Origin of the sequence: Thioclava kandeliae, from assembly GCF_040297545.1 — a bacterium.
Taxonomy (GTDB): domain Bacteria; phylum Pseudomonadota; class Alphaproteobacteria; order Rhodobacterales; family Rhodobacteraceae; genus Thioclava; species Thioclava kandeliae.
The window spans coordinates 152762-167963 of sequence record NZ_JAYWLC010000007.1; the positions used below are offsets into that span (position 1 = coordinate 152762).

Sequence of the window (15202 nt, forward strand, 5' to 3'; positions counted from 1 at the left end):
GATGTGAACCTAGTGCGGAATACGAAGAAGAAAAGCGGATTCGTGCACAGCTGCGCGCAAGCGCGCGCCCCTCGGCAAAGCCTTGCCGAAGCTGAGAAAAAATCCGCTTAGAAAAACCGGAGGAAGACACGCTGACGCCGCGGAAAAAATCCGACCTGACATGGGCAGGATGCACCATGAGGTCAGGTCGGCAAGTTCCAACAGGGAGTTTCCTCTCGAGAGAGGCATCAGTCCAGATAGCTCCGGGCTGATAGAAATCAACCTGCGCGCGATGGGCGTCTCTTGCAACCCCCGACGCGGAGGCAGCAGCAAGAAATTGCCGTTTTCTATCAGACCCGTGTCGCATCAGTCCCAATCGTCCTCGTCATTCTCGTCCCAGTCGAACGCGCCGGGATCGGCGAAGACCTCGGGGAAGGAACTTTCGGCCCGACGCCGGTCGATCTTCAGAAGCGCCTCATAGGACTCGGGATCGAACGGATCTTCCGCGGCCACGACCTCACGGCCGAACAGCCAGCTGATGCGGCCCGCATCCAGATTTCCGCGCTCGAAAGGCTCCTCGCCGAAATAATTCCACAAAGCGGCCATGAAGCCTTCATCGGCCTTACGGTCCATCGCCGCACGGTCCTTGAACCGCTCACGGCGGATGATCTTCGTCGCGCCCTTTTTGTTGGCACGGCGGATGACGAATTGGTGATCGGTGCTGGGCAAACGCCCGGGGAAACCACGGTGTTTCAGCATTTGGCGCCTCTCTTCTCCGGAGCGGTCTCCGGTCTAGTGTTCGTCACGCGGCAGGGGATGCTCCATGCCGGATGCGGAATCATGGCCAGACGCGTCTGCGCTGGCATAGTCCTCATAAACACTTCTGAAGGCGCTGTCCGTCCCAGATTGGCGCAATCGGCCAGAAGTTGGGGGCGGATCAAAGGTTTTTCGGGGGTGCAGGCAGGGGATGCCCCCTGCCCGCGAATAAGGTCAGAGCTTGCTGTGGTAAACGGGCTCTGCGGTGACCGGCTCGGCCGGCATCGGCGCCGGAGCGGGCTTGGGCGCGCAGGCAGCCATGAAACCAACGAGGCCAAGCGCGAGAATGAGTTTGGTCGACATGTTCTTCTCCTTTTCACACCCTGGGAACGCATCCCGAACGGGGTGAGCATGATTGGGAAGGACGCCGTTAAGACACAGGTGAAATCCCCTGTGGCCAACGACCCCAAGCCGGTACGGCTCACGCAGATCCTAGCAGATTCTAAAGGCTTGCACAGAGCCATCACATTCCCATTATCATTTTCCCGCCGATGGCGCATCAGAACATCTCTTCTTCGCAGCGCTCGCCGGAAATCGCATATCCTGCAATAAGTTGCGTGGCTTCGGGGTCGGATGTGCCGAACACCACGGGACGGTCGGCAAGCGAGATCACAATCTGTTGGGGCTGCGGTCCGACAGCGGACAGATGTGGAAGCGCGAAGCTCTCGCACAGCGCCAGCATATCCCCCATCGCGGTGTCGTCATCCTCGGTCAGATCGCGCATGAGGAAGAAATGCCGGATCGTCAGCCCCTCGGGTCCGCTGGCATCGGTCTGGCTGGTCAGCCATTCGACATGGCGCCCCGAGGGAACAGCGACCGCCACCCTTGACGCCGGCATATCCGCCGCCGCGACCTGCCCCGCACCAATAACAGCCACCAGAGCCAACACCCTCCGGCACAGCGTTATGGGCAGACACCCCCAAACCCTCATCCTGACCTCTTACAGCGGAATATTATCGTGCTTCTTCATCGGCATACTGCGTTTCTTGGAGCGCAGCGACGCAAAGGCCCGCGCCACACGGCGGCGCGTCGAGCGGGGCTGGATCACCTCGTCTATGAACCCCTTCTCGGCCGCAACGAATGGATTGGCGAAGCGGTCCTCGTAGTTTTTCACCCGCGCGGCGATCTTCTCGGGCTCGCCCAGCTCGGACCGGTAGAGGATTTCCACCGCTCCCTTGGCGCCCATCACCGCAATCTCTGCCGTGGGCCATGCGTAGTTGAAATCGCCCTTCAGATGTTTCGAGCTCATCACGTCATAGGCGCCGCCATAGGCCTTGCGGGTAATCACCGTGACCTTGGGCACCGTCGCCTCGCCATAGGCGAACAGGAGTTTTGCCCCGTGTTTGATAACTCCGTTATATTCCTGCGCCGTCCCCGGCAGGAAGCCGGGCACATCGACAAAGGTCAGGATCGGAATCTCGAAACAGTCGCAGAAGCGCACGAAGCGCGCGGCCTTGCGCGAGCTGTCGATATCGAGACATCCTGCCAGCACGGTCGGCTGGTTGGCCACCACCCCCACGGTCTGCCCTTCGAGCCGGATGAAACCAGTGATGATATTGCCCGCGAAATCGCGCTGGATCTCGTAAAAATCGCCTTCATCCGCAACCTTGGTGATCAGCTCTTTCATATCATAGGGCATGTTCGGATTGGCGGGGATCAGCGTGTCGAGGCTGTCCTCAACCCGCGCCACGTCATCGAAGAAGGGCCGCACGGGCGCTTTCTCACGGTTTGACAGCGGCAGGAAATCCACCAGACGGCGGACCTCGTAAAGTGCTTCGACATCATTCTCGAAGGCCCCATCCGCCACCGAGGATTTCTTGGTATGGGTCAGCGCGCCGCCCAGCTCTTCTGCGGTCACCACCTCGTTGGTGACCGTCTTCACCACATCGGGGCCGGTCACGAACATATAGGAGCTGTCCTTCACCATGAAGATGAAGTCGGTCATCGCGGGGCTGTAGACCGCGCCGCCCGCACAGGGCCCCATGATCACCGAGATCTGCGGGATCACGCCAGACGCCTCGACATTGCGCTGGAACACATCGGCATAGCCCGCAAGCGAGGCCACACCCTCCTGGATCCGCGCCCCGCCCGAGTCGTTCAGCCCGATCACCGGCGCGCCATTCTGCATCGCCATGTCCATGATCTTGCAGATCTTCTCGGCATGGGTCTCGGAAAGCGAGCCACCGAAGACGGTGAAATCCTGCGAGAACACATAAACCATACGGCCATTGATCGTGCCCCAGCCGGTCACCACCCCATCGCCATAAGGTTTGTCAGCCTGCATGTCGAAATCCACGCAGCGATGGGTCTTGAACATGTCGAATTCTTCAAAGGAGCCCTCATCGAGCAAGAGCTCGATCCGCTCGCGCGCCGTCAGCTTGCCCTTCTTGTGCTGCGCGGCAATGCGGCGCTCCCCTCCGCCCAGACGGGCCTGTGCGCGGCGGTCCTCAAGCTCTTGCAGAATATCTCTCATGAAACTCCCCTCTCCTTGCCCCGACAGTATGCAGGCGCAGGGTAACATCAAAGCGGAATTCGGAAAATTTGCAAACTATTGGCAAAGCCTGCGTTGCTAATTGCATAATCTGCTAATAAACCGAAGGAAATAAGGCTATTCGTCACGCAACAAGCCGATGGTCGCCGACACATTCTACTGGCCAGCCTTACGCGGAGCGCGGCGCGGGTCAAGCGCGCAATAGGTCAGCGGCCCAAAATCAACACCGCTTTCGCCGCAAATGCGAAATACTTAATCCAGTGACTCGATCCAGCGGCGGGTTGCCCCCGCCGGCACCGGCGCGATCCGGTGGCCGCGTTTGAAAGCCTCGCGCTCCAGCGGGGTCGCGTAGCCCCCGAGCACAAGCTCCTGCGTCAGATATTCGCGCGTGAAGGCCTCGCGCCCGCCAAGACGCTCGTATTGCGCCACATGTACCAGCTCATGCGCGATCAGATACGGGTCCTCCTGACGCGCCGCGATCCCGTAGCCGAAGGTGATCGCCAGCGCGTTTGCGGGCTTATAGACCCTGGCAAGGGCCTTATTTTTCGGCGCGGGGAACCTCCCCTGCCATGCGAGAACACGCACCCGCTCGGGGTGATGCACACCGGCCTTTAGCGCATAACCCGTCTCGACCGCGTTCAGCGGACGCCCCTCGGAGAGGATACGCGCCTCCATCGGGTCCAGCTCCGCCATCGCGGCGGGCATCAGCGCCTCCACTTGCGCACGGATCTGTGCGGAAGGATGCGCCATCTGCGCCAGATCGGCCTGCGTCAGAGGCTCGGGCGCACAGCCTGCCAGACCGGACCCAAGCCCGCAGGCCATCAGCACAACCAGACTGAATTGACGCATATCCACCCCCGAAAACTGGCGGCAGCTAAACCGAAACCGCACGCAAAGGCAATTGACCAAACGGGGTTTGCATATGTATCAGCGGGTTTGCAAAGGAGATCAGGCATGGCGACACCCAAACTCTATGCAGGCATCAAACTGCGCGAGACCCGCACCCGTCTGAGCCTGACCCAGAAGGTCTTTGCCGACAGGCTGGGCGTGTCCCTGCCCTATCTCAACCAGATGGAAAACAACCATCGCCCCGTCTCGGCACAGGTGGTGCTGGCGCTCGCCTCCGAATTCGGGCTGGATGTGACCGAGCTTTCTGCAGGCGATGCCGAACGTCTGGTCTCGGACATGACCGAGGCTCTGGCCGACCCGATCTTCGCCGACGCCTCGACACCGATGGCCGATCTGCGGCTTGCGGCCTCCAATGCACCGGCACTGGCGCGATCCTTCCTCGAACTCCACAGCGCCTATCGCCGCACCCACGAGAAACTCGCCTCGCTGAATGCCGCTCTCGGTCAGGATGCCAGCACCGTGCAGAGCCCTTGGGAAGAGGTGCGCGATTTCTTCCATTACTGCGACAATTACATCGATGCGGTCGACCGTGCAGCCGAACATTTCGCTCGCCCCGATGGCACACGCGCCGAGCCGATCCCGCGGGCGATCGAGGCGCTGGAGGCCCGTGGCATCCGCGTGCAATTCGCCGATATCTCGGGCGTGCGCGAGCGCGACGGGCGCATCATCACCATTGCCCGCCATGCCAAGAAATCCACTCAGGCCTTCCAGCTGATGCATCAGGTGGCGCTGATCACCCAGAACGAGCTTCTGGAGGCCACTCTGGATCTGGCGCGCTTCCAGTCGGAAACCGCACGTTCCATCGCCAAGATCGGGCTGGCCAACTATTTCGCGGGCGCGGCCGTGATGCCCTATGTCGAGTTTCTGGAATCCGCGCAGGACAACCGCCACGATCTGGAAATCCTCGCCGAGCTGTTCGGTGCCTCCATCGAGCAGGTCGCCCACCGCCTCTCCACGCTCCAGCGACCCGGCGCCAAGGGGCTCCCCTTCTTCTTCATGCGCCTCGATCAGGCAGGCACCATTACCAAGCGCCACTCGGCCACACGGCTGCAATTCGCGCGGTTCGGGGGCTCCTGCCCGCTCTGGATCGCGCATCAGGCGTTTGAAACCCCCACCCGCTTCCTGCGCCAGCTGGCGGAGACGCCGGACGGCGCGCGTTATCTGTGTATCGCGAAGGACGTGTCCAAGCAGGGTGGCAGCTTCCATGCCCCCGTGCGGCGCTATTCGCTCTGTCTGGGCTGCGAGGTCAGCCATGCCAAGGATGTGGTCTATGCCGATGATATGGAGCTGGGTAATCCACGCGCCTATGAGCCGATCGGCATCTCCTGCCGGATCTGCGAGCGCCGCAACTGCCACCAGCGCTCGGTGCCGCCGCTCGAGCGCAAACTGACCGTCGATCTCGACCGGCGCGGCCTTCTGCCCTACGACATCGCCTGACATGACGAAGCCTCCGGCCCGAGGACCGGAGGCTTCAGGATCTCTATGGTGGACACCTCAGGCCGCTGTCACTTCCTGCGCCAGAGCCCGTGCGATCTGGTCCTTGAGCATCGCGCGTTTCTTGCGCAGATCCACCTCGGCCAGCGCCTCTATTGGCTGCACTCCCTCCATCGCGCGCTGGACCTGCTCGTTGATGGCCTCGTATTCCTCCATCAGACGCGCGGCATGCGGATCGGCCGCCTTCAACTCGCGCAGCTGGACACGATATGCGGGGAATTCGACACTCAGGGTATGAAGATGTTCAGTCATTCCGGACCTCCGCCTTTCTGGTTTGCGAGGTCATGATACCAAAGGCGCGGGTGACGCTCTTTGATACGGATCAAGGCGGTGTCAATGCGCGCGGACCCAACCGGCCTTCCGGGCCTCGGCCTCGGTGCAGAACCATCGCTCCCCCTTGGCCGTGCTGATCTTGGTGGCGGCATAGGAGGCCGAGCCCGGCATGTGGTAGAGCTTGCCGTTTTTCGAGATATTGCCCTTGATCGTGCAGCCTGCCGAGGCCCTGCTGTCGGGGGCGTCGTTCTTATGCGCGCGGTATTCGGCGGGGGTCTGGAATGTCCCTGCCCAGAGGCCGCGCTTGGCGATCATCGCGGATTTCTCCTGCGAGACATAGGCTTTGGAATAGGTCTGATAGGCCATCGCATAGCCCTGCACGACCATCTGCGCGCCGATATCCTGCCCTTTGGCCTTGCAGACCGCAATCAACCGGCCATAGCGATCCGAACTGCCGCCCGTGCAGGCCACTTTGCCTGCGGCGAGTTTACGCATGAGACCTGTCGCCTCGCGTCCACACGCCCAGCCACGACCATCCGCTCGGGTGCAGTTCTGGCTGCTTTCGGGCGCGTCGATCCCGGAGATACGGATCTTGCGATGGTTGATCTCCAGCGTATCGCCATCGACGACACGCGCCTTGCCGGACACGGTTTCGGCCAGCACGGGCGGGGCGCAGGCGATCAAAGCGATCAGCAGAACATAAACAAAACGAAACATGCCCCACATATCGCGGGGCATGCCGGTATTGTCCAGAGATATCTCAGTTAACCCAAGGGGCTAGCGGCGGATTAACGCTGGGAGTTCTCCCAGTCGGGGTGGAACCACGGCTCGCTATTCTCGGCAGGCAAACGGCGGCCAAGGATATGGTCGGCGATCTTCTCGCCCACCATGATCGACGGACCGTTGAGGTTGCCATTGGTCACGCGCGGGAAGATCGAGCTATCGGCCACGCGCAGCCCCTCGACCCCGATCACGCGGCCATCGGGATCGACCACCGCATGGATGTCATCGGCACGGCCCATACGCGCAGTGCCACAGGGATGATAGGCGCTCTCGGCATGCTCGCGCACGAAATCATCCAGCGCCTCATCCGAGGTCACATCCGAGCCCGGCTGGATCTCGCGCGCCACATGGCGGGCCATCGAGGGCTGATCGAAGATCTCGCGCGTCAGACGCAGGGTCTTGCGCCAATCCACCCAGTCCTGATCCTCGCTCATATAATTGAAGAAGATCCTTGGCTTGTCGCGCACATCGCCTGAACGCAGCGAGACACGGCCCCGCGAGGCCGCCCGCATCGGCCCGACATGGACCTGGAAGCCATGCCCCTCGGCCGAGGCCTTGCCGTCATAACGCACGGCCAGCGGCAGGAAGTGATACTGGATATCGGGATAGCGCACGCCCTTGTCCGAACGGATAAACCCGCAGGCCTCGAACTGGTTCGACGCGCCCAGACCAGTCTTGGTAAAGAGCCATTGCGCCCCCACCCAAGCCTTGCCGAAGATATTCCAGTATTTGTAGAGCGTGATCGGCTCTTTCGCGGCATATTGGAAATAGACCTCGAGATGGTCCTGCAGGTTGCCGCCCACACCGGGACGGTCGGCCAGAACCTCGATCCCATGCTCGCGCAGATGGGCCGCAGGCCCCACGCCCGAGAGCATCAGGATCTTGGGCGTATTGATCGAGCTTGCGGCCACGATCACCTCGGCGCGGGCAGAAATGACCTGCTTCTTGCCTGCCTTCTCGACCTCGACACCGATCGCACGCTTGCCGTCAAAGACCACGCGCAACGCAAGCGCCTTGACCACAGCCAGACGGTCCCCGAACGCCTTCTGGCCGGGGCGCAGATAGGCATTGGCCACGGACCAGCGACGGCCTTTATAGATGGTGGCCTCCATCGGGCCGAAGCCTTCCTGACGCTCGCCGTTGTAATCGGCGGTATAGGCATAGCCCGCCTCCTGCCCCGCCTGCACGAAGGCATCGAAGAGCGGGTTCTTGCGCGGGCCACGGCTGACATGCAACGGACCGGACGTGCCGCGCCAGTCACGGTCACCGCCATCTCCGGCGCCATGCCATGTTTCCTGCCGTTTGAAATAGGGCAGCACATCGGCATAGCTCCAGCCCTCGGCGCCTTGCTCGGCCCAGTGCTCGTAATCCCCTGCATGGCCACGCACATAGACCATCCCGTTGATCGAGGACGACCCGCCGATCACCTTGCCGCGCGGGGTCGCCAGCACGCGCCCGCCCAGACCCGGCTCGGGTTCGGACTGGAAGCCCCAGTCATACATGCCCATATTCATCGGATAGGACAGAGCGCCCGGCATCTGGATGAAGGGGCCGGCATCCGACCCCCCATGCTCGATGATCACCACGCGCTTTCCGGCCTCGGCCAGACGGTAGGCCAAAGCCGTGCCGCCGGAGCCTGCACCAATCACAACATAATCAGCTTCTACGCTCATATTCCAATCGCTCCATCACTCGGGCCATCACTCGGGGACCATTGCCTTTCAGGCCGTCACGCACGGGGGAAAACAGGACGCCGGTTCAGGGGGGCGCGCACGCCCCCCGCTTCAATTGTTACCAAGGGCTGTCGACAGGATTCAGGCCGACATAGACGCCTTTGACCTGCGTATAGGCCTCGATCGCATGGCGCGAATTCTCGCGCCCAAAACCGGAAGCTTTCACCGGACCGAAGGGCATCTCCACCGGCGTCAGGTTATAGGCATTGATCCATGTGGTGCCGGCTTCCAGATTGGCGACCACGCGATGGGCGCGCGCCAGATCACGGGTAAAGACACCCGCCGCCAGACCGAATTGCGTGTCATTGGCCCGTGCCACGACCTCGTCCTCGGTCTCGAAATCGAGCACCGACATGACGGGGCCGAAGATCTCCTCGCAGGCGATGGACATATCGTCCTTCACATCGGCAAAGACGGTCGGCTCGACGAATTGGCCGTCGAGCGCAGTGCCGCCACAGACCAGCCGCGCGCCTTCGGCCTTGGCTTTCTCGAGATAGCCCGCCACCTGCTCGTATTGGCGCTTGGTGATCAGCGGGCCGAAATCGGTCGCCATATCCATCGGGTCACCCATACGGATCTTGGCGGTGCGCTCGGCCAGCTCCTTGAGGAACTGCTCCTTGATCGACTTATGCACGAAAACGCGGGTGCCGTTCGAGCAGATCTGGCCCGAGGAGTAGAAGTTCCCCAGCATCGCCGCACCGACGGCATCCTTGATCGAGGCATCCTCGAACACGATCAGGGGCGATTTACCGCCCAGCTCCATCGTCACATGTTTCATATGCGGCGCGGCTGCGGCATAGACCTTGGCCCCCGTCGGCACCGAGCCCGTCAGCGAGACCTTGGCGATGCGCGGATCGGTGGCGAGCTGTGCGCCCACGGCACCAAAGCCCTGCACGACGTTATAGACGCCCGCAGGCACCCCCGCCTCGATGAAGATCTCGGCCAGTTTCAGCGCGCCGAGCGGCGTCACCTCGGAGGGCTTGAACACCATCGCATTGCCGGTCGAGAGTGCGGGCGCGGCTTTCCAGCAGGCGATCTGGCTGGGGTAGTTCCACGCACCGATCCCGCCGCAAACGCCCAGAGGCTCGCGCAGCGTATAGGCGAAATCCCCGCCCAGCGGCATGGTCTCGCCGGTCAGCGTCGCCGCAAGACCCGCGAAATACTCGAGCGAATCCGCCCCCGACGGCCAGTCCGCCACCAGCGTTTCCTGCAGCGGCTTGCCGGTATCGAGCGTCTCCAATGCGGCCAGCTCGTCATTGCGCGCGCGGATGATTGCCACGGCGCGGTTGAGGATGCGCCCGCGCTCGGCAGGTGCCAGTGCGGCCCATTCCTTCTGCGCGCGCACGGCAGACGTAATGGCCTTTTCCATCACCGCGGGCGTTGCGGCATGAAGTTTCGCGATAACCTCGCCCGTATAGGCATAGGTGACCTCGATCACCTCGCCTGCGGTATCCTCGATATAGTCGCCATCAACAAAGTGGCTTGCTTTGGGTTGTGCCTTCACCGGTGACCCTCCAACTCTCGATCCAGATATTCCATGATGATTCCGACCGCGCGTTTGGGGTCGGCAGGCCCGTCGACCAGAGCGGCACGGATATAGACGCCGTCGATCAACGCCCCCAGCCCCTCGGCCACAGCCATCGCGTGGCGGCCCACCAGAGGCCGCAACGCGTAGAGAAGATTCGATTGCAGACGGCGCTGGTAGATGGCCAGCAGCCTGCGTGCATTCTCGTTTTTCTGCGCCAGAACATAGAAGTTCAGCCATGCCGAGATCGCTTCAGTCTGGAAGCTGCCTTCGGCAAAATTGCCCCGCACGATCGCCCGAAGCCGTTCTTCCGGATCGGTTTTTCCGCGCAGCGCGTCGCGCACCTCCTGCCCGTAGGTGCTCAGGATATGCTGCATCGCGGCCAGAAAGATCTGGTCTTTCGATCCGAAATAGTGATGCGCCAGCGCCGAGGACATCCCTGCACGTTTGGCGATCTGCGCCACCGTTACCTCCAGCGAACGGGCCTCGCCGACACAGGCGATGGTGGCGTCGATCAACGCTGCTTTTCTAATCGGTTGCGCGCCGACTTTGGGCATTAGCTCTATTCCTGACTCAGAAATTACTTGCATTCCTTGGCTACAAGATAGTTTATTGACTCGTCAATCAAGAAAAATCTTAGAAAAAATCTGGAGTGCTTATGACCTATCGTTCCCTTCTTATCGCGACTGCTGCCTCGATGACCTTTGCGGTTTCGGCGCAGGCGAAAGGATGCGACGAAGTGGTATTTTCCGATGTCGGCTGGACCGATATCACCGCGACAACCGCTGTAACGACCAAACTACTCGAAACGCTGGGCTACCGGACCGAAACCCGCGTTCTTTCCGTCCCCGTCACCTATACCGCTCTTGCAAATGGCGATGTTGATGTATTCTTGGGCAACTGGATGCCCACCATGCAGGCCGATATCGCCCCCTATGTGGAGGCAGGCACCGTCGATACCGTGCGCACGAATCTCACCGGTGCGAAATATACGCTGGCCACCAATGCCGCCGGCGCCGCGCTCGGCATCAAGGATTTCTCCGATATCGCCAAACATGCCGACGAGCTGGGAAATCAGATCTATGGCATCGAGCCGGGCAATGACGGAAACCGGCTTATTGAAGACATGATTGACGCAAACGCGTTCAATCTTGCCGATTTTAACGTAGTCGAAAGTTCAGAACAGGGGATGCTGGCGCAAGTTGGTCGTGCAACCAACCGTGATAAGCCCATCGTTTTTCTGGGCTGGGCACCGCATCCGATGAATGCCAATTACACGCTGACCTATCTTTCGGGCGGCGATGACTGGTTCGGGCCGGATTACGGTGGCGCGGAAGTGCGCACCAATACCACCGCAGGCTATGTCGATGCCTGCCCCAATGTCGGGAAATTGCTGCAGAACCTCGAATTCTCGCTCGATGCGGAAAATACACTGATGGGGGCCATTCTCGATGAGGGCGAGGACCCCGAAGACGCGGCCACAGACTGGCTGGAAGCGCATCAGGACGCGGTCGCGCCGTGGCTCGAGGGCGTGACCACCCGTGACGGCAAGGACGCTTTCACCGCCTTTCAGGCTGCGATGAACAAGTAATAACAGAGAGCGGTAGAATATCTGCCGCTCCACCTTGCTCCGGGAGGCCGGAGCAAGAACCAGGGAATGACGGAGTACACTCATTATGGAATGGTTCTCAGGGATCGACTGGAAGATCCCCGTAGGTGACGCCGCCGAAACGGTGGTCGACTGGCTCAAGGACAATGCGGCAGGCTTCTTCGACTGGCTGTCGATGGTGATGGAAAACCTGATCGACGCGGTGCTGTGGCTCTTACAGACGCCTCCGCCGCTGGTGCTGATCCTCGTCTTCGTGGCGCTGACATGGGGCCTGCAGCGCAGCTGGAAGAAATGCCTGATCGTTGCACTGGGGATGTTGTTCATCCTCAATCAGGATTACTGGAAAGACACGACCGAGACGCTGTCGCTGATCCTTGTCAGCTGTATCGTCTGTATGGGCATCGGCGTGCCTCTGGGCATTCTGGCCGCGCGCAAACGCTGGATCTATTCCGGCATGGAGCCCGTGCTCGATCTGATGCAGACGCTGCCGACCTTCGTCTATCTGATCCCCGCCGTGATCTTCTTCGGCCTCGGCATGGTGCCCGGCCTGATCGCGACAGTGATCTTCTCGCTGCCCGCCTCCATCCGCCTCACCTATCTGGGCATCTCCTCGACCCCCACCGCGCTGACCGAAGCCGCCGAAGCCTTCGGTGCGACCTCGTTCCAGAAGCTGTGGAAGGTCGAGCTTCCTGCCGCCTTCCCGCAGATCATGGTGGGCCTCAACCAGACCATCATGCTCTCGCTGTCGATGGTGGTGATCGCCACGCTCGTGGGCGCGGGTGGCCTCGGCACGCCGGTGATGAACGGGCTCAACCGCATGAAACCCGATCTGGGCTTTGAATCGGGCTTTGTCATCGTGGCGCTGGCGACCGTGCTTCGCCTGATGCTCGAAGTGCGTAAGGAGAAGTAAGATGGCGAAACCTGCAATCGAATTCGACAATGTTTCCATCGTCTTCGGCGAAGCTCCCCTGTCGGCCCTGCCCTTGATGGACGAAGGAAAAACCCGCGCCGAGGTGAAGGACGCCACCGGCCAGGTGCTGGGTGTGCATAACTGCTCGCTCAAAGTGGCCGAGGGCGAGATCCTCGTGCTGATGGGTCTCTCGGGCTCGGGCAAATCGACGCTCCTGCGCGCGGTCAATGCGCTCAACCCCGTCTGCCGCGGCTCGGTTCTGGTGAACACGCCCAAAGGCCGTGTGGATGTCAGCCATGCTAAGGGCAAGGACCTTCTCAATGTCCGCCGCCACCATATCGCGATGGTCTTCCAGCAATTCGGCCTGCTTCCTTGGCGCTCGGTGCGCGAGAATGTGGGCCTCGGGCTGGAGCTTGGCGGCATGTCCAAGGCGGAACGTCGTGCGAAGGTCGAGCACCAGCTGGAGCTGGTGGGTCTTGCGCAATGGGCGGATGTCCGTGTGGGCGAGCTGTCGGGCGGCATGCAGCAGCGTGTGGGTCTGGCGCGTGCCTTCGCCACTGACGCACCGATCCTGCTGATGGACGAGCCCTTCTCCGCGCTCGACCCGCTGATCCGCGCCAAGCTGCAGGACGAGCTTCTGGAGCTGCAGGCCAAGCTGAAACGCACGATCATCTTCGTGAGCCACGATCTCGACGAGGCCTTCAAGATCGGCAACCGCATCGCGCTGATGGAAGGCGGGCGTATCGTTCAGGTGGGCACCGCCCGCGAGATCATCGCCAACCCGATCGACGAATATGTGCAGGATTTCGTCGCGCATATGAACCCGATGGGCGTGCTGACCGCCGAGGATCTGGCCGAGGATGGCCCCGCCGAGGGACCGGTTCTGGCCGCGCATGCACCGGTCAAGGACGTGATGCAGCTCCTGCGCACGCATCCTGTCGTCGCGCTTGACGACGGGCGCAAGATCACCCGCGAAGGGGTGATCGGCAAGCTGATCGACCCACAGGGATCAGCGGCATAAGCCATAGCACCGACAAACGAGAACGCGCCCCGAGGGGCGCGTTTTTCAGATCTGCTTGGTGGCACCGGCCAAGGGCGTCACACGCCGCTTCAGCCGCGCCTCGCGCCACGCCATATAGCTGACCGACGACACGATGATCGCCCCGCCAGCGATCACATAGGGGTCGACCGCCTCGCCAAAGATGAACCAGCCCGCAGCCGACGCCCAGACCAGCTGCAGGAAGACCACCGGCTGGGTCGCACTGATGGGGGCCGCCGCAAAGGCCCGTGTCATGGCATAATGGGCCAACGTTGCCAGCACCGCCACCAGCCCCAGAAGCCCCGCTTCCTTGAGCGTGACCGGCTGCCATTGCGCAATCGCCAATGGCGCGAGGCAGACCGCCACAACCAGCGTCAGCATCCCGACGATCTCGGTCGGCGCGGCGATGCCCGTCAGGCGCTTGGCCAGAAGGTAGGAGCCGCCGAACATCACCGCCGCCGCCAGCTGCGAATAATGGCCCGGCGTGATCTCGCGCAGACCCGGACGCAGGATGATCAGAGCGCCGACCAGCGCCACGACGATCGCAAGTATCCGCCGCCATGCGATCCCCTCGCCCAGCAGGAGCGCTGCGCCAAGCGTCACCACGATCGGGTTGAGATAACCGATGGCGGTGACATCCGCGATCGGGATTCGCGCCATCGCATAGAACCATAGCAGCACCCCCGCCGCATTGAACGCCCCGCGCAGCCCGAAGAGGCCCCATGTTTTAGCCGGATAGCCCTTGCGCAGGATCCGCCATAGCACTGGCGCCATGAACACGATCCCCCACGCATAGCGGATAAACCCCGATTGCGCGGCGGGCAGTTCGGCCCCCAGATAATGCACGATGATATTGACCATGGTGAAGCACAGCGTCATGGCCAGCATCCACAGTATGGCGATTGTGGGCGCATTGCCCGCGATTTGGGTCTTGTGTTCCATGGCGCGAGTTTTGTCACAGCCCTTGGGGAACACAAGCGTTCACATGTATGCTTACATTTCCATCACAGCCAACCGCCATGCCACCGACAGCAAGAGACAGCCAACGCCAAGATCGAGGATCTGCCACGCCCGCGGCTTGGCGAAAACCGGCGCGAACAGGCGCGCCCCATAGGCCAGCGCAAAGAAGAAGCTGAAAGAGGCCACCACCGCGCCGAAGCCGAACTGCAGGCCCTGCGCAGGAAACTGCGCCGACACTGCCCCCAGCAGCAGAACCGTATCGATCCAGACATGCGGATTGGCCCATGTAAGCACCACCATCACCCCCAGAACCTTGCGCAGGGGCTCGGCCTGACCCGAGGCAGGATCGAGATGCGCCTCGCCGCGCCATGCGGAGCCGAAGGCACGCAGCGCATAATAGGTCAGGAACACCACGCCCCCCCAGCGCAGGAGCGGCGCAAGCCATGGCAGCCCCGAGGTCAGCGCCCCGAAGCCCGACACGCCAAGCGCGATCAGCGCCGCATCCGAGACGGCACAGAACAGCGCCACCGCAAAGACATGTTCACCCCTGAGCCCCTGCCGCAGCACATAGGCGTTCTGCGCCCCGATCGCCACGATCAACCCCAGCCCGATCCGGAACCCTGCAAATGCCGCATCCATAGTCTGTCCTTTCCGTTTTGCGCTCTATCGCATAGGCGGTGC

The 15202-nt window shown here is 61.8% G+C and carries 16 protein-coding genes; 4 read left to right on the plus strand and 12 right to left on the minus strand.

Going from position 1 to position 15202, the window contains the following annotated elements; all coding sequences use genetic code 11:
• Nucleotides 1-345: 345 nt before the first annotated feature.
• From VSX56_RS10930 to VSX56_RS10950, 5 genes are all read right to left on the minus strand, one after another.
• Entirely contained in the window at nt 346-738 is a 393-nt protein-coding gene (locus tag VSX56_RS10930; protein WP_350937040.1) for a hypothetical protein, read from the minus strand.
• Between the two features lie 231 nt (nt 739-969).
• On the minus strand, nt 970-1098 hold the full coding sequence (locus VSX56_RS10935; RefSeq protein WP_339113198.1) for a hypothetical protein: 129 nt from the start codon (nt 1096-1098) through the stop codon (nt 970-972).
• A gap of 196 nt (nt 1099-1294) precedes the next feature.
• Complete coding sequence (locus tag VSX56_RS10940) at nt 1295-1672, minus strand: DUF6497 family protein (RefSeq protein WP_350937042.1); 378 nt, start codon at nt 1670-1672, stop codon at nt 1295-1297.
• A 63-nt stretch (nt 1673-1735) separates the two neighbouring features.
• Nucleotides 1736-3268: an acyl-CoA carboxylase subunit beta gene (locus VSX56_RS10945; protein ID WP_339113200.1), complete on the minus strand. Its 1533-nt coding sequence runs from the start codon at nt 3266-3268 to the stop codon at nt 1736-1738.
• 270 nt (nt 3269-3538) lie between these two features.
• Nucleotides 3539-4135: a hypothetical protein gene (locus tag VSX56_RS10950; RefSeq protein WP_350937045.1), complete on the minus strand. Its 597-nt coding sequence runs from the start codon at nt 4133-4135 to the stop codon at nt 3539-3541.
• A 105-nt stretch (nt 4136-4240) separates the two neighbouring features.
• On the opposite strand from VSX56_RS10950, the gene VSX56_RS10955 reads away from it, so the two are divergent.
• On the plus strand, nt 4241-5632 hold the full coding sequence (locus VSX56_RS10955) for a helix-turn-helix domain-containing protein (protein ID WP_339113202.1): 1392 nt from the start codon (nt 4241-4243) through the stop codon (nt 5630-5632).
• Nucleotides 5633-5689: 57 nt separating this feature from the next.
• Here the strand turns inward: VSX56_RS10955 and VSX56_RS10960 are convergent, their stop codons facing one another.
• The 5 genes from VSX56_RS10960 to betI form a co-directional block, all read right to left on the minus strand.
• The gene (locus VSX56_RS10960; protein ID WP_339113203.1) at nt 5690-5941 is read right to left on the minus strand and encodes an HP1242/YdcH family protein; all 252 of its coding nucleotides are present in this window, start codon (nt 5939-5941) and stop codon (nt 5690-5692) included.
• 81 nt (nt 5942-6022) lie between these two features.
• The gene (locus tag VSX56_RS10965) at nt 6023-6700 is read right to left on the minus strand and encodes a thermonuclease family protein (RefSeq protein ID WP_350937048.1); all 678 of its coding nucleotides are present in this window, start codon (nt 6698-6700) and stop codon (nt 6023-6025) included.
• Between the two features lie 50 nt (nt 6701-6750).
• Nucleotides 6751-8418, minus strand: coding sequence for a choline dehydrogenase (gene betA / locus VSX56_RS10970; RefSeq protein WP_350937050.1), 1668 nt, complete (start codon nt 8416-8418; stop codon nt 6751-6753).
• A gap of 118 nt (nt 8419-8536) precedes the next feature.
• Nucleotides 8537-9982, minus strand: a complete 1446-nt coding sequence (gene betB / locus VSX56_RS10975; RefSeq protein ID WP_350937052.1) for a betaine-aldehyde dehydrogenase — start codon at nt 9980-9982, stop codon at nt 8537-8539.
• Nucleotides 9979-10560, minus strand: a complete 582-nt coding sequence (betI, locus tag VSX56_RS10980) for a transcriptional regulator BetI (RefSeq protein ID WP_339113207.1) — start codon at nt 10558-10560, stop codon at nt 9979-9981. The genes betB and betI overlap by 4 nt, the downstream gene beginning before the upstream one ends.
• 101 nt (nt 10561-10661) lie before the next feature.
• On the opposite strand from betI, the gene choX reads away from it, so the two are divergent.
• The 3 genes from choX to choV all read left to right on the plus strand — a co-directional run bounded on the left by choX (nt 10662) and on the right by choV (nt 13543).
• The gene (gene choX / locus VSX56_RS10985) at nt 10662-11594 is read left to right on the plus strand and encodes a choline ABC transporter substrate-binding protein (RefSeq protein WP_339113208.1); all 933 of its coding nucleotides are present in this window, start codon (nt 10662-10664) and stop codon (nt 11592-11594) included.
• 85 nt (nt 11595-11679) lie between these two features.
• Nucleotides 11680-12522 carry a choline ABC transporter permease subunit gene (gene choW / locus VSX56_RS10990; protein WP_339113209.1) on the plus strand — a complete coding sequence of 281 codons (843 nt, stop codon included), beginning with the start codon at nt 11680-11682 and terminating at the stop codon, nt 12520-12522.
• 1 nt (nt 12523) lies between these two features.
• A complete protein-coding gene (gene choV / locus VSX56_RS10995) occupies nt 12524-13543 on the plus strand; it encodes a choline ABC transporter ATP-binding protein (protein ID WP_339113210.1) in 1020 nt (339 codons plus the stop codon).
• 45 nt (nt 13544-13588) lie between these two features.
• On the opposite strand, the gene VSX56_RS11000 is transcribed toward choV, so the two are convergent.
• Nucleotides 13589-14503, minus strand: coding sequence for a DMT family transporter (locus VSX56_RS11000; RefSeq protein ID WP_339113211.1), 915 nt, complete (start codon nt 14501-14503; stop codon nt 13589-13591).
• 51 nt (nt 14504-14554) lie between these two features.
• Nucleotides 14555-15160, minus strand: a complete 606-nt coding sequence (locus VSX56_RS11005; RefSeq protein WP_350937056.1) for a LysE/ArgO family amino acid transporter — start codon at nt 15158-15160, stop codon at nt 14555-14557.
• Nucleotides 15161-15202 lie beyond the last annotated feature (42 nt).

Coding starts and splice junctions, on each gene's coding strand:
- VSX56_RS10945 (WP_339113200.1), bottom strand. CDS start 3,268: ATGAGAGATATTCTGCAAGAGCTTGAGGACCGCCGCGCACAGGCCCGT.
- betA (WP_350937050.1), bottom strand. CDS start 8,418: ATGAGCGTAGAAGCTGATTATGTTGTGATTGGTGCAGGCTCCGGCGGC.
- choX (WP_339113208.1), top strand. CDS start 10,662: ATGACCTATCGTTCCCTTCTTATCGCGACTGCTGCCTCGATGACCTTT.
- VSX56_RS10935 (WP_339113198.1), bottom strand. CDS start 1,098: ATGTCGACCAAACTCATTCTCGCGCTTGGCCTCGTTGGTTTCATGGCT.
- VSX56_RS10950 (WP_350937045.1), bottom strand. CDS start 4,135: ATGCGTCAATTCAGTCTGGTTGTGCTGATGGCCTGCGGGCTTGGGTCC.
- VSX56_RS11000 (WP_339113211.1), bottom strand. CDS start 14,503: ATGGAACACAAGACCCAAATCGCGGGCAATGCGCCCACAATCGCCATA.
- VSX56_RS10955 (WP_339113202.1), top strand. CDS start 4,241: ATGGCGACACCCAAACTCTATGCAGGCATCAAACTGCGCGAGACCCGC.
- VSX56_RS11005 (WP_350937056.1), bottom strand. CDS start 15,160: ATGGATGCGGCATTTGCAGGGTTCCGGATCGGGCTGGGGTTGATCGTG.
- VSX56_RS10960 (WP_339113203.1), bottom strand. CDS start 5,941: ATGACTGAACATCTTCATACCCTGAGTGTCGAATTCCCCGCATATCGT.
- betI (WP_339113207.1), bottom strand. CDS start 10,560: ATGCCCAAAGTCGGCGCGCAACCGATTAGAAAAGCAGCGTTGATCGAC.
- choV (WP_339113210.1), top strand. CDS start 12,524: ATGGCGAAACCTGCAATCGAATTCGACAATGTTTCCATCGTCTTCGGC.
- choW (WP_339113209.1), top strand. CDS start 11,680: ATGGAATGGTTCTCAGGGATCGACTGGAAGATCCCCGTAGGTGACGCC.
- VSX56_RS10930 (WP_350937040.1), bottom strand. CDS start 738: ATGCTGAAACACCGTGGTTTCCCCGGGCGTTTGCCCAGCACCGATCAC.
- VSX56_RS10965 (WP_350937048.1), bottom strand. CDS start 6,700: ATGCCCCGCGATATGTGGGGCATGTTTCGTTTTGTTTATGTTCTGCTG.